This window comes from Arthrobacter sp. TJ-236, from assembly GCF_058269235.1.
Map to the genome: position 1 here is coordinate 495,448 of NZ_JBZCNI010000003.1, position 20,725 is coordinate 516,172.

The window sequence follows — 20,725 nt, forward strand, 5'->3', positions numbered from 1 at the left end:
AGCGCTCCACCAGCACGTCACGGGGTAACCATTGGGCCACGAATGGCCGCTGCAGGGCCCCCGCGTTCCATTGGCTGCACCGATTACCTAGTCTGTAGCAGTGATCTTCAAAGCAGTCAGTGACGGCCGGCCGTACCCGGACCACGGACACGTGACCCCCAAGGACTGGGCGGACGTTCCTCCACGGCAGGTTCGGCTCGACGAGTTGGTGACCACGAAGACCACCCTCGATCTGGAAGCGTTGCTGGCCGAGGACTCCACCTTCTTCGGCGACCTCTTCCCGCACGTGGTGCAGTGGAACGAGGTCATGTACCTCGAGGACGGCCTGCACCGCGCCGTCCGCACTGCACTGCACCAGCGGGCCATCCTCCACGCGCGGGTTCTCGTGCTCCATGACTGAGGAGCGCTCGTCGCGCCAGCAGAGACTCCAGGCCAAGCGCGATCCCACCGAGTGGCACGGCCACCGGATCGTCACCGAGACGGACCTCGGCGCCGTGTTCGAGGAGAACGACGCCGCCCGCCGGCGCCTGGCGTCCCGCCGCAGGATACGGCACGGGGTGGTTCTCTTCGTGCTGGTGGTGCTCCTCGCAGCGGCGGTGTACGTGGCCGTGGGGATCACACGCGGTGACATCACCGTGGGTGACCCCGTGGCGGCACCCACGCCCACCTCGACCTGCCCCGCCGGCCCCTTCGACTACCAGGACCCCAGCGCGATCACCGTGAACGTCTTCAACGGCACCACGATCGACGGCCTCGCCGGTACCGCCGCGGCCCAGCTGCGCGAGCGCGCCTTCGCCGTCCGCGACATCGGGAACCGTGAACTGCGCGCGACGTCGGTCACCGCGATCATCATCTCCGGCGAGGGTGGCCGGGCCAACGCCTTCACGGTGCAGCGGACCATCCCGGACTCCGTCTACGTTGCGGACGAGCGCGAGGACAGGACCGTCGACGTGGTCCTCGGGTCCTCCTACGCGGGCATCATCCCGCCCGAGGGCGTGGACATCACGCCGGCGGGGCTGAGCTGCGCGCCCGAGGAGGGGGCCACGACGGCGCCCGCCCCCGCACCGACGCCCACGGCTCCGTAGCGCCTGCCCCGGCATCCACGGCCCCGTTGCGCCTGGATCCGTTGGGTGGCCGGATCCCAGGAGCCGAGCCCCTTCCCGTCCGGGACGCCGCGGCGGGTGCTCATTGCCGGGGGTAATGCACCCCTGCAAAGGAGCAGTTGCCCCGGGTTCGTCGGGTCCCGGGCTTCCGGCTCCGGGCTTCCGGCTCCGGCCGTGCGACATCCGACGGCGACGACCCCGGCGTCATGCGCATCGGCGGGAAGTCAGACGGCGTCGCGTTCCGATAGCGCTGTGCGGCGCGAGCGCAGCGCCCGGCGCCGGACGGCCAACGGGTAGGCCGCCCACAGGAGGGCGACGACGGCGAGCAGGGCCGCCGCGACGATGACGCCCGCCGCGCGGCCCACCACGATGTCGAAGACGAGGCCCGCGGTACCGGCGAGGACCAGCCCCACGAGCACAATGGTGATCCGGATGAGCCACGAGGTGTGGCGCACGAGGGTGTCCTTGACCCGCAGGCCGAAGAGGACGCGGTGGAGGTTGACGGCCGAGAGCACCATGGCGGTGATGAGCGCGGACACGCAGACCAGGCACAGGTACACCGTGAGCTGCAGGCTGTCGAGGTCACTGAAGCGGCTCTGGAACGGCAGCGTCAGGAGGAAGCCCGTCAGGATCTGGATGCCGGTCTGCATGACGCGCAGCTCCTGCAGCATCTCCTGCCAGTTCCGGTCCAGCCGCTGGTTGCGGCTCTCGCCGCGACCGTCGTCGTCCGCCGGATCCGTCGGGGGAACGGGCTCCATGGGGTCCGCCGGGTCGTGGGGGGAGCCGACGGCCCGGCCGCTAGGCTCGGCCACCGCCCTGCCAGACGGCGTCGAACGGTGCGTTGGAGGCCATGCGGTTGCGGATGCCCTCGGTGACGAATTGCTTCGCGGTGCGGGCGGCCTCCAGCGGGCTCGCGCCCTTCGCGAGTTCCGCGGCGACGGCCGCTGCGAGCGTGCACCCGGCGCCGCTGACGGCGACGTCGCCGACCTTCGGGGCCGAGAGGACCTCGAGCGTGTCGCCGTCGTAGTAGACATCCAGGGCATCCGGGCCCTCCAGGCGCACGCCACCCTTGGCGAGGACCACGGCGCCGCTCTGCTCATGGATCATCCGGGCGGCCTCCTTGAGGTCCTCGAGGGAATTGATGGTGATGCCCGAGAGGGATTCTGCCTCGAAGTGGTTGGGCGTCACGAAGGTGGCCAGCGGAAGGATGTTCGCCTTCAGGGCCTGATCGGTGTCGAGGGCCGCGCCGGGCTCCTGCCCCTTGCAGATGAGCACGGGATCGAGGACCACGTTGTCCCACTCCTGGCTCTTCAGGGCCGTGGCCACGGTGTCGATGGTGGCGGGGGTCCCGAGCATGCCCAGCTTGACGGTGGTCAGCGGGTAGCAGGCCTGCACGGCCTCGAGCTGGTCGGCGATGACCTGCTGGTCCACGGGCACGAAGCGGTGCTGCCACTGGTTCTTCGGGTCGAAGGAGACGATGCAGGTCAGCGCCACGATCCCGTAGACGCCGAGTTCCTGGAAGGTCTTGAGGTCGGCCTGCGCGCCGGCGCCGCCCGTCGCCTCGGATCCGGCGATGGTCAGGGCGAGGGACGGGGTGGCTGCGGGGGTCTGGGTCTCGGGCATCCTCCTAGTCTGCCCGACGCGGCTCCGGCGCTGCCACCCGGTTCGCCGCGGGCTGCCGGTCACCGAGGATGTCGGCGAGCGCGGGGACGAGCGTCGGGTGCCCGAAGGTGAATCCGGCGTCAAGCAGTTTCCGCGGCGCCACCCAGCGGCTCTTGAGCACGAGCTCGGCCTCCGTGCGGATGATCCGCCCGCCGAGGTCCAGCAGCCATGCCGGCGTGGGAAGGCCCGCGGGGATGCCCAGCTGCCGGCGGACGGCGGCCATGAGCTCTGCGTTCGTCACGACGTCCGGGGCGGCGATGTTGACCGGTCCGTCGAGGGACGGGGTGTCCGCGATGAAGACGATGCCCCGGTAGAGGTCGTCGAGGTGCACCCAGCTGAACTTCTGATCACCGTGCCCCATGCGGCCGCCGAGGCCCACACGCGCGAGGTTCGTCAGGGGAGTCATGACGCTGCCCGGGCCGAGGACGATCGAGATGCGCAGGGCGACCTTCCGGACGCCGGACACGTCCGCGTCGGCGAGGGCCTGCTCCCACGCGCGCGCCACCGAGACGGAGAAGCCGGTGCCGAGCTCGCCGTCGTCCTCGGTCTGCGGGCGGTCCATCGCATGACGGTAGATGGTGCCGGTGCTCGAGTTGATCCAGCACGACGGCGGTGCGCCGCCGCCGGCGCGGCACAGCGCGAGTGCGCGGCCGAGCTCCTCCGTGGTGTCCACGCGTGAGGAGAAGATGGCGTCCGCGTTGTGCTTGTTGTAGCGGCAGTTCACGCTGCGGCCGGCGAGGTTGACGAGAAGATCGGCGCCATCGAGCGCGTTCGCGATGGCCCGGGTGTCACCCCAGACCACGGGGCCCGTGCGGCCGATCCGCCGCACCTCCACCCCCGCGTCCGTGAACCGCCGGGTCAGGTAGGAGCCGATGAAGCCCGAGGAACCTGCGATGACGACTGTCCTGACACTCATGGCGTCTCCTTCTGGCGAGCGGCGTGCTGCTGGGGTGGTTCGCGGATGTGCACCAGGGGCCAGGCGCTCGCGCGGGCCAGGGCGCCCGCGCCGCCGACGACGAGCGCCACGGGGAGGCTGTCCGCGAGGGCGGTGGACGGCGACAGCGCGGCGCTGATCACGAAGGCGACGACGGCGAACACCCCGAAGAACACCGCGACGTGCACCGCCTGGCTGCGGACGGGCCGGAGCAGGAGCCCGAGGCCGATGCCGAGCGGTAGCCCGGTGAACAGCCCGATCCCGAGGCCGTACATGAACGCGACGACGAGGAACGGTCCCGCGCCGGGCCCCGACGGCAACGCCAGGCCGACGGCGAGTGTCGCGACCCCGACGACGTAGCCGACCGCCACCGCACCCGGTCCGAAGGTGACGCGGTGCCGCGGAGGCGGCGGTCCGATGTCGTCGGGCGAGAACTCCGTTCCCGGCCCCGGACCGCCCTTCACTGCCGCGTCCCGTGGAGCAGCTGCACGATGTCCTCGACGATCTTCCGCACCACGGGCAGGCGCGAGAGGATCACGAGCTTCGAGATGAGGGGCGCTGCCTGGTCGATGAGGCGGCGCGTGCGCAGCTGGCCGGGCGAGGAGTCGTAGACCCAGAACAGCGTGATGGCCATGTAGGCGTACCAGAGGAGTTCGGGGAGGTCGTCGCGGATGGCGAGGGGCGGTTGGGGCCGGGACTGGGCGACGGCGATGCGGAACAGTGAGATGGCACGGGCCCGCGCCACGGCCGATTCGCTGCCGAAGGGGCTCGTGGTGGCCGAGGGTTTGATGGCGATGCTGATGAAGTTCGAGCCGAACTCGTGGTACGGCGCCATGACGTCGATCCCGGTGTTCAGCACCGTCTTCAGGAGCTCGCCGAGGTTCTGGCCGTTCCGCATCAGCGGTAGAGCGAGGCCGCGGTGTTCCTCCTGCAACGTCCGGTACAGCTCGTGGACGAGATCGTCCTTCGAGGAGAAGTAGTAGTACGCGCTGCCCGTCGAGACGCCGGCGGCAGTGGCGATGGCCCGCATGGTCGTCTTCTCGTAGCCGACCTCACGGAAGAGCCGGAGGGCGGTGGAGACCAGCAGCTCGCGGGTGGCTTCGCTCTTGGCCGTCGGGGTGGGCATCGGGGTCCTTTCGAACGTGTTCAATTTGGAGCGTAGCCGTTATTTGAACACGTTCAAACCTAGCCCCGATGGGGTCCGCCGCGGCGGGCGGTCAGACCCGGGGGTACTTCACCCGTGCACAGGAGCAAATGCCCCGGGTCCGGGGTGCAGCGGCCGACGACGTCCGACAGCAGGCGCCGGCGCCCTGCCGCGCGCTGGTCTAGGATGCGTCGGACTCGATGCGGCGCTGCGCGGAGGCGAGCACGGCACGAAGACGTGCTTCGAGTTCCGCCTCCCGGAAGAGGTCCGACCATTCGATCCGGATGATCGTCCACCCGGCCTCCGTGAGTATCCGTTCCCGGCGACGCTCCTGGAACAGCACCTCGGCGGTCGGCACGTCCCCGAAGTACTTCGATTTCCCGTCGAATTCGAGACCGACCATGAGGTCGCGCCAGGCGAAGTCGAGGCGGTAGACGCCGGCGCGGGTCCGTACCTCGACCTGTACGTCGACGGGTGGCAGGCGGAAGCGGTGCAGGCGGATCCGCGTCAGGGACTCGCCCGGCGACTCGGACCGGGCGTCCGCCGCGAGGAGCACCGGCCGGGCGCGCACGACGCCGCCGGCCGGTCCCAGGCGCTCGAGGGACGCGAGTGCGTCCGGCCGTGAAGCGCCCTGTCGGAGGCACTGGTCCGCGATGATCAGGGCCCGATCGCTCGGCAGGGTCCGCGCGCAATCGACCATGGTCCTCGTCAGGGACGTGACCGGAAGCCCGCGGAGGAGGGTCACGTCGTCGTCGTCGAGTTGCGCGCTGTGGTTGACGACGTCGGCACCGTGACTCGCGTTGGACGTGCGGGTGTGCTGCGTGACGTGCACGCCCGGCTCGGGCCGCCACAGCGTGAGCGAATGGAGCACGGCCGCGGTCTCGTGGCTGTAGACGTGGCCGACGGTCGGGCGTCCGACCAGGGAATGGTGGTGGGCGCGCGCCTGCAGCTCGAGACGTCCGACGGGGTCGAGCTCGGCCCAGTGAGTTGCCGCCACGTAGCAGTTCTTGCGCAGGCGCCTCAGCTCTCCGCGTGCGATCGCCCGGTGGAGGCGCTTGCGGCTGAGGCCGTCGTCGAGAAGCTCCTGGTACCGCCAGAGGATCTGCTGGGCCGACGCGCGGTTATGGGGCTCCGTCATCGCTCCACCGTCACAGTCGCGGACGGCCGCAGCACGCGAAGGGGCCTCGATGTGGATAAAGCGGCTCTGCCGGAGCGTCGACCCGCGGCATCTGCTCCGTCGGCAGGGTGCAGTTCCCCCGGGAAGAGGCACCCGCCGCGGCGGTCCGGACGGGAAGAAGGGAGGGGCGGCTGGGCGGCGGGGCGGCGTCGTGAGGGAAAATGGAACGACGGCGGCGACGGCGCTACGCGTAGTAGCGGCCCAGCACCTCGGCCTTGAGGTCGTAGAAGGTGCCGTCCTCGATGGCGGCCCGGGCGTCGTCGACCATGCGCACCACGAATCGCTCGTTGTGGATGGAGATCAGAGTGGCCGAGTTCATCTCCTTGGCCTTGTAGAGGTGGTGGATGTAGGCACGCGTGTAGTGCGTGCAGGTGTAGCAGTCGCAGCCCTCCACCAGCGGCGTGAAGTCCCGTTTGAAGCGCGAGTTCGAGAGGTTCCACCGTCCGTCGGGAGTGTAGAACGCCGAGTTGCGGGCCACGCGGGTGGGGGAGACGCAGTCGAAGGTGTCGGCGCCGTTCTCGATGCCTCTGAAGAGATCGTCCGGCTCGGAGATGCCGAGCAGGTGGCGCGGCTTGGCCTCGGGTAGCTCCTCGCTGCACCAGCCGAGGATGGTGCCCAGGTTCTCCTTCTCCAACGCTCCGCCGATGCCGAACCCGTCGAAGTTCATGGCCCCGAGATCGGCCGACGCCTTCCGCCGCAGGTCCTCGTACTGCGCTCCCTGGATGACGCCGAAGAGCGCCTGGTAGGGGCGGTGGCTCCGCTCGGCGGTGAGCCGCTCGTGCTCCGCGATGCACCGCAGCGCCCACAGCCGGGTCCGCTCCAGCGACTCCTCCTGGTAGCCCCGCGAGTTCATCAGCGTGGTCAGCTCGTCGAACGCGAACATGATGTCGGCGCCCAGCCGGTGCTGCACCTGCATCGAGATCTCCGGTGTGAAGCGGTGCCGGTCACCGTTGAGGTGGCTCTTGAACCAGACGCCGTCGTCGTCGATGTGCGCCAGGCGCTCCTTGCCGACGGCCACGCGATCATCCGCACCCGCCGACTCGGCGTCCACCGGCACGTCCATGGTGATGACCTTCTTGAAGCCCGAGCCGAGGCTCATGACCTGGAACCCGCCGGAATCGGTGAAGGTGGGGCCGGGCCAGTTCATGAACGCGCCCAGCCCGCCCGCCTCGTCGAGGATGTCGGCGCCGGGCTGCAGGTAGAGGTGGTATGCGTTCGCGAGGAGGGCCTGCCCGCCGAGCCCGGCCATCGCCTCGGGCAGGACGGCCTTGACCGTCGCCTTCGTGCCCACCGGGATGAACGCGGGCGTCCGGATCTCGCCGTGCGGCGTCGTGATGGTCCCGGTGCGCCCGTGCCGCCGTCCCCCGCCCGCCGTCGGCGTCGTCTCCTCGAGGCGGGAACGGACGTGGAACGAGAACGCGGACTGCTGGGACTGTGGATGCACCAACCCATTTTGCCAGCACGACGACGACGCCCCGGACGCGCCCGGACGCGCGGGCCGCGACAGGCTCAGCGCCGCGCGAGCTCCTCGTTCAGCGCCGCGACGGCGGCGAGCTCGGACGCGATGCGGCGGTCGAGGACCTCACGGCTGAGCGTCTCGGATCCGCCGTGTGCGCGGAGGTACAGCAGCACGCCGATGCGGAGTACGCGCCAGTCGCGCTCGACGTCGGGCTTGCCCACCGAGGACGCCCGCAGGATCTCGGGGTCGTACACGTTCGGCTCGTTGAGCTGACGCTGCCGGTAGACGGCCGCGGTCTTGGCGCGCAGCGGATCGGTCTCGGCGTCGTCGGCCACGCGCAGTGCGGCGGAGTAGCGGGCGGAGCGGGCGTCGTCCTCGCGCGTGAGGTACGCGGCGATGGCGAGCCCGCCCTCGATCCACTTCCAGCGCCCGAAGTTGCCGTCGAAGGGCTGCTCGGCCAGCAGATCGGCGATGGTCAGCGCCGCTGGGATGTCCGCCTCGTCGACGAACAGCGTGAGCGCGAGCTGGTGGAGGTCCTGCAGGTTGCTGCCGGCCTTGAGGTTGATGCCGCGGGTGAGGCGACCTGCCAGCTCCTGGACGTCGGGATTCTCCGCGTGCGCCTCGGCGATCTGCACGACCAGCTCCTCGGGTGACCCGCGATCCGCGGCGACCGCGGGTGCCGGGAGGGCCGGGGGGACGTCCGGCGCGGGGGTCGGAGGGAAGGCGACGCCGGTCGGCACGGTCTCGGTCGGCACGGTATCGGCCTGCACGGGATCGGGAAGCGAAGCATCGGTTGGTGCCGGACGGGGCGCGGCATCAGGCACGGGATCGGACGGGGGATCGGACGCCGACGGCCCGGCCACCCGGACCGTGGACCCGATCGCGATGGACACGGTGCGGCCGCCTGCGACCGTCGCCACGAGGAGTGCGGGTGTCCCGAAGTCGTCCTGCTCCACCGCGACCGCCGTGACCTCCGCGACGTCGTCGGACCCGGGGAGTGCCAGTGCGTCGCCGACTCCCAGGGCGTCCGCGGACACCGCGTGGAACCCCGCCGTGTTCACCATCATGTGCGTTGTGCCAACCTCTGCGATAACCCGTCGATGTACTCAGGCGCCCCAGCGCACCGCTATCACGATACGGTAACGCGCGGCACCCGTCAGGACGGGCTAGCGGCCCCAGCCGGCGTGCGCGAGGGCCTGGCGGAGGAGGTCCGCGCGGCCGCCGGAGAACTCGGCCTGGATGGACGGGCTCAGGGCCTCGGACGGGGTGAGCCAGGAGAGCTCGAGGGCGTCCTGCCGCGGGCTGCACTCGCCCGTGACGGGGATGAGGTAGGCGAGGGCGACGGCGTGCTGGCGGTCGTCGGTCAGCCCGGTCTCGGAGGGTGACGGGAAGTACTCGGCGATGGTGAAGGGCAGCGGCGAGGGTGAGAGCTGCGGCAGCGCGAAGGGGCCGAGGTCCTTCTCGAGGTGGCGCAGGAGCGCCGCGCGGATGGTCTCGCGGTACATGACCCTGCCGGAGACGAACGTGCGCATCATCTCGCCCTGCTCGTTGGCCTGGAGCAGCAGACCCACCTCGTTGACGTACCCGAGGGCGTCGCACCGTACCGGGATGGCCTCGACGTACACCATGGGCAGGCGGCGGCGGGCCTCGTAGAGATCATCCTCGGAGAGCCAGCCGGGATTGGGGTCAGGGGTGCGAACGGTCATACTTCAGTTCTACTGCAGGAGCGCGCTCGCGGACAGTCGGCGCGCTGTGCCCGGCCCCACACCGGGCGCGACGACGCCACGGACTGCTACTCGTGCTTCGTGTATCCGTAGAAGTCCTGCTGGCACTCGTTGATCCAGACCTCCGCGCCCCAGGGTGCGGGTACGCGGAGCGACCGTCCGTAGCCCTCGTCCACGACGACGGGCCGCAGCCCGCCGGAGGTCAGTCCCGCTGCGAGTTCGCGGACGTCGCCGTCGTACTCGAACGCGAGCTCGATGCCGGTGCGGGCCGCCGCGTGCGCGGCCACGAGCCCACCGTTCTTCGCCCGGAAATCGTGCCACGTGCCGGCGTCGGAACTGATGCGGGGTGTCGCTCCGACACCCCTCAGGGTCCGGACGGCCGGCGCGGTGTTGGGGGAGTACCAGAGCGTCAGGACGGAGAGCGGGGAGGGCGGCGCTCCCGTCTCCCGCGGCCCCTCGTCCGCGAGGAAGGAGATGCCGTCCGGGGCGGTGACGCGGGCGGCCAGGCCGTGGCCCTCCTCGGTGAGTACCACGGCCGTGCCGGCCTCGGCGGTGCGCCGCGCGAATTCCCGGACGTCCCCGACGTCGAACGCGAGCAGTGTGGTGCCGTCCGCGGGGCCATCCGCAGCGCAGGCGTGCAGCGCCACGCGGCCGCTGCCGGCGTCGAACACCGCGTAGGCGGGCGTGGGTGAGGGGTCGGCCGCAGGGGTGAGGCCGAGGGCCCGGAGGAACGCCGTCGCGCGGGTGGGGTCGGTCGTGTGGACGAGGGGTCGGACGCGGAGCATCAGTTCTCCTGGAGGTAGCTGCGGAGTGCCCGTTCCACGAAGGCGGACAGGCTGAGGGACTCGTCGATGCTGCGGTGCTTGACCTCGCGCACGAGGTCCGCGGGGAGATAGACGTTGAACTGCACCTTCGGTTCCGGGCTCATTCCTAGGATGCTAGCAATCTAGTAGCGGCACACGCAAGGCGCACCTACGGTGGGGACCATGACGGCCGAACGCCCCGAACTGCTGCTCCCGGATGCCGCTGCACGGCGCGCATGGCTCGAGGAGCACCATGAGAGCTCGCCGGGCGTGCGGCTCGTCCTGCACAGGAAGGGCGGTGCGACGACGCCGGCTACCTCGTCCGCTTCACGCAGCGCGGCGCCCGCAGCATCTGATCCGTCCGCAATCGCGACGGCCGAGGAGCCGCCGGACCTGATGACGGCGATCGCGACCGACTCCGCAGCGTCGGCGATGATCAGCACACTCACCTCACAGAAAAGGTATGCCTGATCTTCCGCCTCTCCCGGCTGAGGGCCGACGCTGCGAAGACGCGGACCATCGCGGGATCCGTGTGATGCTGTCCCGCGGTGAGGCCTTCCACCCGAAATAGGCGCGTGGGAGAAACGCAACCAGCTGTTGATCCTTGCGGATATGTTGCTTGTTCCTTGCGTCTGAGGCAACGCCATCGCGAGGTTTCGTGGTTATTCTCAAAAAGCTGAGGGCGGCCCTCCGACACACCTGATCAGAGTCGGCCGTCCTGAAGCGGGACTGCGTGGATGACGACGCGATCCCACCGGAACGCCTGGATGTACTGCTGGGTAGCAGGGGCGGCGCCGGTACAACTCAATCACTCGCATGTACCGCTTGGGCCGGAAGCCCGCCGCGGTGGTCTCAAGGGGAATGCTTTGTCGCATCAGCGCGCACGTCGGCGGTCTCACCGGCACTCAGGTTCTTGGTCCCTTCTGCAGCGCGTCCTCGCGATGTGCCTCGCGGTGGTCCTCGGGGCGGGCTCGGTGATCGCGCTGTCGGTCGCCACTGCTCCGAGCGCCTCGGCGGCCAGGCTCGCGAACGTCGTGGATGCGGGAAGCGGCTACTCGCAGACGTTCACGCAGCCCAACACGGAGAACGTCACCGGCACCTGGGCGCTCGCGGGTAACACCGTCAAGGCAGCCACCGGTGGAACCACCTCAACCCTTCCGGTACGCGGATCGACCGACGCGACTTTCTCGCCCTCTTTGCCGGCCGGGACTGTCGTGACCCAGCTCGACACGTCCGGCGTGGGTTGCGTGGCGGGAGGAAACACCAACGTCTTCTGCCCGCAGAACGGCAGCATCACCATCACCTTCAGCAAGCCGGTGAACAATCCGGTGCTGCACGTCGTGGGCCTCGGAGCGAACACCACGTCGAACGGTGCCGTCACGAGTACCTATTCGGTGTACGGCAACGTCACCTCCGTTCCTGCGGGCGCCACGCTCAGCCAGCCGCAGCCCGGTTCGACGTCGAGCCTCGCGGTGGTGAACGGCAACCGCTTCCAGACGGGCGTCAACCAGCCGAGCACGGCCTGCAACGCCGCCGTTCCGGCTGCCTGCGGCAGCATGATCATCAACGGCATCGGCCTCACCCAGGTGACCATCGCCACAGGTCTCAAGGTCTTCGGTGGGTCGGCCACGCTCACTGCAACCAACGTCGATCAGTGGAACGCCTTCGTGACCCTGCAGGACGTCCCCACCCCCACGGCCGTCGCGGACACCAACACGGTGAAGCGCAACACCCCGATCACCACCACGGTGCTCGGCAACGACGTCCCGGCGACGGGCAAGGCGCTCGTCCCCGGTTCCGTGATCCTCTCCGCACCGAGCATCCCCGGCGCCACGGTCAGCGCCGACGGAAAGACCCTCACCGTCCCGAACCAGGGCGTCTACACCGCGACTACCAACGGCCAGGTCGTCTTCACGCCCGCGGCCGCGTTCATCGGTACGGCGAGCCCTATCACCTACCGTGTCTCCGACGTCGACAACTCCACGGCGTCCTCGACACTGACCATCACCGTCACGGCCGATCCGCCCGTCCCGGTGGCGGACGCACCGACCACCACGCAGGGCGTGGCTGTGACCTTCGATCCGACGGTCAACGACAACGGTGTCGACTCCCCGATCAACAAGCCCTCGGTCCGCCTGCTGGACCCCGCGACCGGCCAGTTCGTCACCTCCCTCTCCGTCACGGGCGAGGGCACCTACACCGTGGCCGCCACGGGCGACGTCACCTTCACACCCGTGGCTGCCTTCGCAGGCACCGCCCGGCCCGTCACCTATCGCGTGGCCAACCAGTCAGGCGTCACCGCGACTTCCACCATCACCCCGACCGTCACGGGCGTAGCCCCCCGCGCCGCCGCCGACACCGCAACCACCGGCCAGAACAACCCGGTGACCCTGAGCCCGGCCGGCAACGACCGCCCGGGGATCGACGGCGGCACGCCGATCGACCCGGCCTCCGTGCGCCTCGTCGGCGCCAACGGTGCCCTCGTCACCGACCTCACCATCCCCGCGGGCCGGTTCATCGTGGACACCTCGACGGGCGTGGTCACCTTCACGCCGGCCCGTGGCTTCACGGGAACGACGCCCGCCGTCACCTATCAGGTGGCGGACACCCGCGGCCTGACCGCGCGGAGCACCATCACCGTCACCGTCAGTGCCGTCACCCCGACCGCGAGCGGTGACACCGCCGAGACCCGCCAGGGCACCGCCGTCACTCTGGACGTCGTGGCAAATGATCTCCCCGGCAACGCGAACACCGCCCTCGACCCGCGCACCGTGGTCCTTTCCGTGCCCGCGAACACCCCCGGCGCGGTGCTCTCCGCGGACCGGAAGACCCTCAGCGTGCCCAACCAGGGCACCTACACGGTCAATGCGACCACGGGAGCGGTGACGTTCACGCCCGTCGCCGCCTTCTCCGGTCCCGCGACGGCGGTGCCCTACACCGTGTCCGACGTCGACGGGCGCACCGCGACCGCGAACGTCACCGTCACCGTCACCGGCGTCCCGCCGCGCACCTCCCCGGACACCGTGGTCACCCCGCAGAACACCCCCGTCACCGTGAACCCGGCTGCGAACGACGCCCCGGGTATCGACGGCGGTACCCCCGTCAACGCCTCCTCGCTCCGCCTCCTCGCCGCCGACGGCACGGCCGTGACCACGCTGACGCTCGCGGGCCAGGGCACGTTCACCGTCAACACGGCCACGGGCGCGGTCACGTTCACGCCCGCCGCCGGGTTCTCCGGGCGCGTCCCGGACGTCTCCTACCGCATCGCGGACACGGCGGGCCTCACCTCCACCGGCCTCCTGACCGTCTCGGTCACGGCCGTGCGTCCCACCGCCAACGACGACCGCGGCAGCACCACGCAGGCCGCCCCCGTCACGGTGCCGCTCCTCGTGAACGACGCCGCGGGCAACGCGGCCACGCCGCTCCGTCCCGCCACCGTGCGGCTCTCCGCCGTCGGCGCGAGCGTGCCGTCCGCGGACGGCCGCACCCTGACCGTCGCCGGCCAGGGCACCTACACCGTGGACCCGACCACCGGCGCCGTGCGCTTCGTCCCGGTCGCCTCGTTCACCGGCGCCACGACGGCCGTCCCCTACACGGTCGCGGACGCCGACGGCGCCACCGCCACCGCGAACCTCGTCATCGACGTCGCGCCGGTCGCCCCGCGTGCGGCGAACGACGCCGTCGGGACCGACCAGAACACCCCCGTGACCTTCGCGCCCATCGCCAATGACCGCCCCGGCGTCGACGGCGGCAGCGCCCTCGTGCCCGGTTCCCTCCGCCTGATCGACGGCGCCGGCCAGCCCGTGACGGATCTGCAGCTGACCGACGGCCGATACGTCGTCAACACCGCCACCGGCGCCGTCACCTTCACCCCGCGCGCCGGTTTCTCCGGCACCATGCCGCAGGTCACCTACGCCATCAGCGACGCCGCGGGCCAGACCTCCCGCGCCACGATCGACGTGCAGGTCGCCGCCGCCACACCGGTGGCCAATCCGGACGCGCAGACGACGACGCAGGGCGCCACCACCACGCTCGACGTGCTCGCCAACGACCGCGCGGGCAATGCCAACACGCCCCTCGTTCCCGGGACGGTGCGCCTCGTCGCGCCCGCCGGGGCCACGCTCAGCGAGGAGGGCCGCCGGCTCACCGTGCCCGGCCAGGGCACGTACCTCGCCAACGCCGAGAACGGACGCGTCACCTTCCTCCCGCTCGCCTCCTTCACGGGCGACGCCACCCCCGTGACCTACCGCGTGGCCGATGCCAGCGGCACCTTCGCCGAGTCGCAGCTCAGGGTCAACGTCTCCGCCGTGGCCCCGCGCGCCGCGGACGACGCCCGGACCACGGCGCAGAACACGCCCGTGACCCTGGACCCCGCCGAGAACGACCGCCCCGGAGTGGACGGCGGCACCGCTGTGGTCCCGGACACCCTCCGGTTCATCGGCACCAACGGCCAGCTCGTCGAGAGCCTCACCCTCACCGAGGGCCGCTTCGCGGTGGACACCGCGACCGGTCGCGTCACCTTCACCCCGGCGCCGCGCTTCTCCGGCGTGGTGCCGCAGGTGCGTTACTCGATCGCCGACGGCAACAACCAGCGCTCCACCGCCGCGATCAACATCACCGTGACCGCCGCCGTGCCGGTCGCCGCCGATGACGTCGCCACGACACCGCAGGGCTCCCCGGTACCCCTCGAGGTGCTCGCGAACGACCGCGCAGGCAATCCGGCGCTGCCGCTCGTCCCCGACACCGTGGTCCTCTCCACCGTTCAGGGCGGCACGCTCTCGGCCGACCGCAAGCGCCTCGAGGTCGCCGGCCAGGGCGTGTACACCGTGAACGTCCAGGGCGTGGTGACCTTCACGCCGGTCACCGCCTTCGTGGGTAGCGCGCGCTCCGTGCCGTACACCGTCTCCGACAGTGCGGGCCAGACGTCGACGGCGCAGCTCACCGTCACCGTGACCGCCGTGGGCCCCCGCATGGTGGCCGATGCCGCCGTCACCGAGCAGAACACGCCGGTCACCTTCGCGCCCGGCGCCGACGACCTCCCCGGGGTCGACGGCGGCAGTGCGCCGATCCTCTCCACCGTCCGCCTCGTGGGTGCAGGTGGCGCGTCCGTGGAGACGCTGACCGTGAACGCCGGCGTCTTCACGGTGAACACCGCCAACGGCAACGTGACCTTCACTCCGGCGGCAGGTTTCACGGGCCTCGTACCGCAGATCCAGTACCGGATCACGGACGGCAACCAGCAGACCGGCACCGGGACCATCGACGTGCAGGTGACACCCGTCAGCCCTGTCGCGAACGACGACTCGGCGACCACTCCGCAGGCGCAGGCCGTGCCCGTGGACGTCGTCGCGAACGACCGCGCCGGCAACGCGCGGACGCCGCTCACCGCCGGCTCCGTGGTGCTCTCGGCGGTCAACGGGGAGCAGCCGACCGAGAACGGCAAGCGCCTCGCCGTGCCGGGCCAGGGTGTCTACAGCGTCGCGGCGAACGGGGTCATCACGTTCTCGCCCGTGGCCGCCTTCACCGGCGCCGCGACGCCCGTGACCTACACGATCAGCGACGCCGACGGCCGGACGGACAGCGCCGAGCTCAGTATCACCGTGACCGCCGCCCCGCCACGCGCCGTCGCCGACGCGACCACCACTCCGCAGAACACGCCCGTGAGCCTCGACCCCGCCGCCAACGACCTCCCCGGCGTCGACGGCGGCAGCGCCCCCGTGGCCGCGAGCATCCGCCTCCTGACCGCGCAGAACCTGCCGGTGACCGAGCTCACCCTGCCGGGCGCCGGCGTCTTCCGCGTCGCCGCGACCGGCACCGTGACGTTCACCCCCGAGGCGGGCTTCAGCGGCTCCGTCCCGCAGGTGCGCTACCGCATCAGCGACGGCATCGGGCAGTCCTCGACGAGCGTCATCGACGTCGAGGTCGTCGCAGCCCGGCCCGTCGCGAACCCGGATGCCGGGACCACGCGTCAGGGGACCGCGATCCCCGTGGACCTTGCGGCAAACGACCGCTCGGGCAACGCCGCGCTCCCGCTGGACCCCGCTTCGGTGGTCTTCACGGCGGTGGCCGGTGGCGTCCTTTCGGACGACGGCAGGACCCTGACCGTCGCAGGCGAGGGCATCTACACGCTCGACGACGGCGTGGCGATCTTCATCCCCGAGGCCGCCTTCGTGGGAGCTGCCCGCGCAGTGCCCTACTCCATCAGTGACGCGGCCGGACAGACGGCCTCCTCGCAGCTCCGCATCACCGTGACCCCCGTGGGGCCGCGCACCGTGGCGGACGCCGCGGTCACCGAGCGCAACACCCCTGTCACGTTCCAGCCCGGAGAGGACGACCTCCCCGGCGTGGACGGCGGCAGCGCACCCGCCCTCACCTCGCTGCGTCTCCTCGAGGGCGACACCCCCGTCACCACGCTCACCCTGACCCAGGGCGTGTTCACCGTGAACACGGCCGACGGCTCCGTCACCTTCCGGCCCGCCCGAGGCTTCACCGGCGAGGTGCCGCAGGTGCGGTACGTGATCGCCGACGGCAACGGTGCCACCGGGATCGGCACGATCGACGTGGTGGTCGGTGTCGCCGTCCCCACCGCGGGCGACGACGCCGCGCAGACGCGTCAGGGAACGCCGGTTCCGGTTCCCGTTCTCGCGAACGACCGCCCCGGCAACGACGCGACGCCGCTTGTCGCCGGCAGCGTGATCTTCACGGGAGTCGGCGGCGGCATCGTGTCCGATGCTGGCAAGACACTGACGGTCACCGGACAGGGCGTCTACACGGTGGACGCCGACGGCGTGGTCACCTTCACGCCGGTCGCCGCCTTCGTGGGCCCCGCCACCGCGGTCGAGTACCGCGTCTCGGATGCAGACGGCCAGACGGCCACGGCACTGATCCGCGTGACCGTCACCGCCGTGGGTCCGCGCATGGTGGCCGACGCCGCCGTGACCGAGCAGAACACCGATGTCACCTTCTTCCCGGGCGAGGACGACCTCCCCGGTGTCGACGGCGGTTCCGCCCCCGACCTCACCACCCTCCGTCTGCTGGACGGCGACACCCCCGTGGACACCCTGTCCCTCCCGCAGGGCACCTTCACGGTGAACACCGCCACGGGCGCCGTGACCTTCGACCCCGCCCCGGGCTTCTCCGGGCCCGTGCCGGAGATCCGCTACCGGATCACCGACGGCAACGGCCAGACCGGTGTCAGCACCATCGACGTCCTCGTCACCGCCATCACCCCGGTGGCCAATGACGATGCAGCGACCACTCGCCAGGCGCAGCCGGTCATCATTCCGGTGGTAGCGAACGATCGCGCCGGGAACGACGCGACCCCGCTCGTTCCCGGAAGCGTCGTCTTCACCGGCGAGGGCGGCGGAACTGTCTCGAATGAGGGCAAAACCCTCACGGTCGCTGGCCAGGGCACCTATTCCGTGGACGGCGACGGTGTGGTGACCTTCACGCCGCTCGCGCCCTTCACCGGCGCGGCGACCCCGGTGCAGTACGCCATCGAGGACGCCGACCGTCAGCGCGTCACCGCCGTGATCCGCGTGACCGTCACCGCCGTGGGCCCCCGCATGGTGGCCGACGCCGCGGTGACGGAGCAGAACACGAACGTCACCTTCTTCCCGGGCGAGGACGATCTGCCCGGCGTCGACGGCGGCTCCGCCCCCGACCTCACCACGCTGCGGCTGCTCGACGGCGACACGCCGGTCGAGACACTGACCCTCGACGAGGGCACCTTCACGGTGAACACCACCACGGGCGCCGTGACCTTCGACCCGGCCCCGGGCTTCGCCGGAGCGGTACCCGAGGTGCGCTACCGGATCCTGGACGGTAACGGCCAGACCGGCATCAGCACGATCGACGTCACCGTGCGGCCCGCCATCGCGCAGGCCAACGACGACCGCCGGGCCACCCCGCAGAACACGCCGATCACCGTCGACGTCCTCGAGAACGACGTCCCTGGTAACGCGAACACGCCGTTCGACGTGACCACCGTGCGTCTGCAGACCTCCGGCGGGATCGTGCCCTCGGCTGACGGCCTGAGCCTCACCTTCGCGGGTGAGGGCACGTTCAGCGTGGACCCGACCACCGGACGGATCACCTTCACGCCGCTGGCCGCGTTCACGGGAGCCACTCGCGCGGTCACGTACACGGTCTCGGACGTCGATGGCAGCTCCGACACGGCCACCCTCGTGGTGGACGTCGCCGCCGTGGCGCCCCGCGCCGCAGCGGACGCTCAGACCACCGAACAGAACACCGACATCACGTTCCCGGTGGTGACCAACGACCGCCCCGGAGTCACCGGAGGCGCCGCCGTCGTCCCGAACTCGGTCCGGTTCGTCGGCGCGGACGACACCCTCAGCGACACGCTCGAGATCGCCGGTCAGGGCGTGTTCACGGTCGGAGGGAACGGCGACGTGACCTTCGCCCCCGCGGACGGATTCACCGGCGCCGTGGACCAGATCCAGTACTCGGTCGCCGATACCAACGGTCTGCGCTCGCGCGCGACGATCGACATCACCGTCCAGATCGTGGTCCCGACGGCCAATGCCGACCTGGCACGGACGCCGCAGAGCCGGCCCGTGCTGATCGACATCCTCGACAACGATCTGCCGGGTAACGAGAACACGCCCCTCGATCCGGGCACTGTGATCCTCAGCGGACCCGGCATCGCCGGTGCCGAGGTCGGGGACGGCGGCCGTACCCTGGTGGTCCCGAACGAGGGCACGTACACCTACTCACCCGACGGCCCCTCGGCCGGTCTGACGTTCACGCCCGTCCCGGCCTTCACGGGACCCGCCCGCGCCATCAGGTACGAGGTCGCGGACGTCGACGGCACCACGAGTTCGACGACGGTGAACGTCACGGTGGATGCCGCAGCTCCGCGCGCCCTCGCCGACGGCTACTCCACCGGCCAGAACCAGCCGATCACGGTGTCGCCCGCAGCGAACGATCTCCCCGGGGTCACGGGCGGCAGCGCCGTCATCCCGAACACGCTCCGGCTGGTGGGTCCCGGCAACACCTTCGTCACCACCCTCGACGTCGAGGGTGGCAGGTACACGGTCGACACGGTGACCGGCGACGTGACCTTCACTCCGGACGTCACCTTCTCGGGCGGCGTGCCGACGGTCACCTACCGGATCACCGACGGCAACGGCCTGAGCAGCACGGCCACGATCGACATCGCCGTGGGGATCAGTGCGCCGCGGGCGAACAACGACGCCGCGCGTGCCCTGCAAGGTGAGCCCGCCGTCGTGAACGTCCTCGCCAACGACCGGCCGGGAAATGCGGGCACGCCGTTCGACCCGACCTCCGTGGTGTTCCTCGAGGTCGAGGGTGGCGAGCTGTCCGCGGATGGTAAGAGCCTGACCATCGAGGGCCAGGGGAGGTTCGAGGTGGCTCCCGACGGCGCGGTGACCTTCACCCCGGAAGCCGCCTTCGTCAACGATGCCACCGTGATCCGCTATTCGGTGAGGGACATCGGCGGCAATGTCGCCGAGGCCACCATCTCCTTCGGCATCACACCGGTGGGCCCCCGTACGGCGTCCGATGCCGCGTCGACCGGTCAGAACACGCCCGTCGAGATCGAGGTGCTCGCCAACGACACCCCGGGTGTCGACGGCGGCAGCGCCATCGACGTCGCCACGGTCGAGTTCATCGGTGCCGCGGCCGACGGATCCTTCACCACCCCGGGCGGGACCTTCCGGGTGGACGCGCGGGGCGTGGTCACCTTCACCCCCGCCCCCGGAGTCAGCGGCACCACGAGCGCCGAGTACCGTGTGACCGACGCCGCGGGTGCCACGGGGCAGGCCGTCGTCACGGTCCGCGTGGTCGCGGTGCGGCCGGTCGCGAACAACGACGCCGACACGACCGACCAGGGCGAACCCGTTCCCGTGATCGTGCTCGACAACGATCGCGCCGGGAACGCGGCCACCCCGCTCGTCCCCTCCAGTGTGCAGCTCGAGGCCGTCCCCGGCGCCGCGCTGTCCGTCGACGGCAAGGAACTGACCGTGCCGGACCAGGGCACGTACCGTGTGGGCGACGACGGCGTCATCACCTTCACCCCCCTCGCCGCCTTCACGGGCGGGGCCACTCCCGTCCCCTACGTGGTGTTCGACGCCGATCAGCAGCCTGGCCGCGCCACCCTCTCGGTGACGGTGGTCGCAATTCCGCCACGCGCCGTCGCGGACGCGGCCTCCACGCCGCAGAACACCCCTGTGACGCTGGACCCCGCAGCCAACGACCTCCCGGGCGTCGAGGGCGGCAGTGCGCCGGTCGCGGCGTCCGTGCGACTGCTCGACGGCGACCAGGCTGTCACGAGGCTCGCGGTCGACGGCGGTGTCTTCACCGTCGACACGGCGACGGGCACCGTGACGTTCACGCCCGACATCGCTTTCAGCGGGACGGTGCAGCCGGTGACCTACCGGGTGACGGACGGCAACGACCAGAGCTCGACGGCGACGCTCACCGTCGTCGTCCGAGGAGCCACTCCCGTGGCGAACCCCGACGTCGTCACCACGCGACAGGACCAGGACGCGATCATCCCGGTGGTCGCGAACGACCGGCCCGGCAACGCGAACCTGGCACTCGTCCCGGGGAGCGTCGTCTTCACCGGCGGCGGTACCGTCACCGACGCAGGCAAGACCCTCACCGTCGACGGTCAGGGTGTCTACACCGTGGATGCCGACGGTGTGGTGACCTTCGATCCGGAGCCCGGTTTCGTGA

General features: G+C 70.8%; 15 protein-coding genes. 4 read left to right on the top strand and 11 right to left on the bottom strand.

Annotation, left to right across the window (positions count from 1 at the left end; genetic code table 11):
* The first annotated feature begins 100 nt into the window (after positions 1-100).
* Together AC4D16_RS14525 and AC4D16_RS14530 are read left to right on the top strand one after the other, a co-directional pair.
* Positions 101-400: a type II toxin-antitoxin system VapB family antitoxin gene (locus tag AC4D16_RS14525; protein ID WP_490949539.1), complete on the top strand. Its 300-nt coding sequence runs from the start codon at positions 101-103 to the stop codon at positions 398-400.
* Positions 393-1,085: a LytR C-terminal domain-containing protein gene (locus AC4D16_RS14530; protein ID WP_490955476.1), complete on the top strand. Its 693-nt coding sequence runs from the start codon at positions 393-395 to the stop codon at positions 1,083-1,085. The genes AC4D16_RS14525 and AC4D16_RS14530 overlap by 8 nt, the downstream gene beginning before the upstream one ends.
* Positions 1,086-1,327: 242 nt before the next feature.
* On the opposite strand, the gene AC4D16_RS14535 is transcribed toward AC4D16_RS14530, so the two are convergent.
* From AC4D16_RS14535 to AC4D16_RS14585, 11 genes are all read right to left on the bottom strand, one after another.
* Positions 1,328-1,861, bottom strand: coding sequence for a DUF6328 family protein (locus tag AC4D16_RS14535; RefSeq protein WP_490955477.1), 534 nt, complete (start codon positions 1,859-1,861; stop codon positions 1,328-1,330).
* A 40-nt stretch (positions 1,862-1,901) separates the two neighbouring features.
* A complete protein-coding gene (gene thiD / locus AC4D16_RS14540) occupies positions 1,902-2,726 on the bottom strand; it encodes a bifunctional hydroxymethylpyrimidine kinase/phosphomethylpyrimidine kinase (RefSeq protein ID WP_490955478.1) in 825 nt (274 codons plus the stop codon).
* A gap of 4 nt (positions 2,727-2,730) precedes the next feature.
* Complete coding sequence (locus tag AC4D16_RS14545) at positions 2,731-3,681, bottom strand: TIGR01777 family oxidoreductase (RefSeq protein WP_490955479.1); 951 nt, start codon at positions 3,679-3,681, stop codon at positions 2,731-2,733.
* Positions 3,678-4,163 carry a hypothetical protein gene (locus AC4D16_RS14550; RefSeq protein WP_490955480.1) on the bottom strand — a complete coding sequence of 162 codons (486 nt, stop codon included), beginning with the start codon at positions 4,161-4,163 and terminating at the stop codon, positions 3,678-3,680. The genes AC4D16_RS14545 and AC4D16_RS14550 overlap by 4 nt, the downstream gene beginning before the upstream one ends.
* Entirely contained in the window at positions 4,160-4,825 is a 666-nt protein-coding gene (locus AC4D16_RS14555; protein ID WP_490955481.1) for a TetR/AcrR family transcriptional regulator, read from the bottom strand. The genes AC4D16_RS14550 and AC4D16_RS14555 overlap by 4 nt, the downstream gene beginning before the upstream one ends.
* Before the next feature lie 199 nt (positions 4,826-5,024).
* Complete coding sequence (locus AC4D16_RS14560; RefSeq protein WP_490955482.1) at positions 5,025-5,981, bottom strand: type IV toxin-antitoxin system AbiEi family antitoxin domain-containing protein; 957 nt, start codon at positions 5,979-5,981, stop codon at positions 5,025-5,027.
* Positions 5,982-6,204: 223 nt separating this feature from the next.
* A complete protein-coding gene (gene tgt, locus AC4D16_RS14565; protein ID WP_490955483.1) occupies positions 6,205-7,464 on the bottom strand; it encodes a tRNA guanosine(34) transglycosylase Tgt in 1,260 nt (419 codons plus the stop codon).
* Positions 7,465-7,529: 65 nt separating this feature from the next.
* The gene (locus AC4D16_RS14570; RefSeq protein ID WP_490955484.1) at positions 7,530-8,546 is read right to left on the bottom strand and encodes a DUF6707 family protein; all 1,017 of its coding nucleotides are present in this window, start codon (positions 8,544-8,546) and stop codon (positions 7,530-7,532) included.
* Positions 8,547-8,645: 99 nt separating this feature from the next.
* Complete coding sequence (locus tag AC4D16_RS14575) at positions 8,646-9,185, bottom strand: NUDIX hydrolase family protein (protein ID WP_490949529.1); 540 nt, start codon at positions 9,183-9,185, stop codon at positions 8,646-8,648.
* Between the two features lie 86 nt (positions 9,186-9,271).
* Positions 9,272-9,988: a VOC family protein gene (locus AC4D16_RS14580; RefSeq protein WP_490955485.1), complete on the bottom strand. Its 717-nt coding sequence runs from the start codon at positions 9,986-9,988 to the stop codon at positions 9,272-9,274.
* On the bottom strand, positions 9,988-10,131 hold the full coding sequence (locus tag AC4D16_RS14585; protein ID WP_490949527.1) for a ribbon-helix-helix domain-containing protein: 144 nt from the start codon (positions 10,129-10,131) through the stop codon (positions 9,988-9,990). Before AC4D16_RS14585 ends, AC4D16_RS14580 begins: the two co-directional genes overlap by 1 nt.
* Positions 10,132-10,189: 58 nt before the next feature.
* Here AC4D16_RS14585 and AC4D16_RS14590 point away from each other — a divergent pair, with 58 nt between their 5' ends.
* Positions 10,190-10,477 carry a hypothetical protein gene (locus tag AC4D16_RS14590; protein ID WP_490955486.1) on the top strand — a complete coding sequence of 96 codons (288 nt, stop codon included), beginning with the start codon at positions 10,190-10,192 and terminating at the stop codon, positions 10,475-10,477.
* Positions 10,478-10,947: 470 nt separating this feature from the next.
* The coding region (locus AC4D16_RS14595) for an Ig-like domain-containing protein (RefSeq protein ID WP_490955487.1) at positions 10,948-20,725 on the top strand (9,778 nt) is incomplete at its 3' end.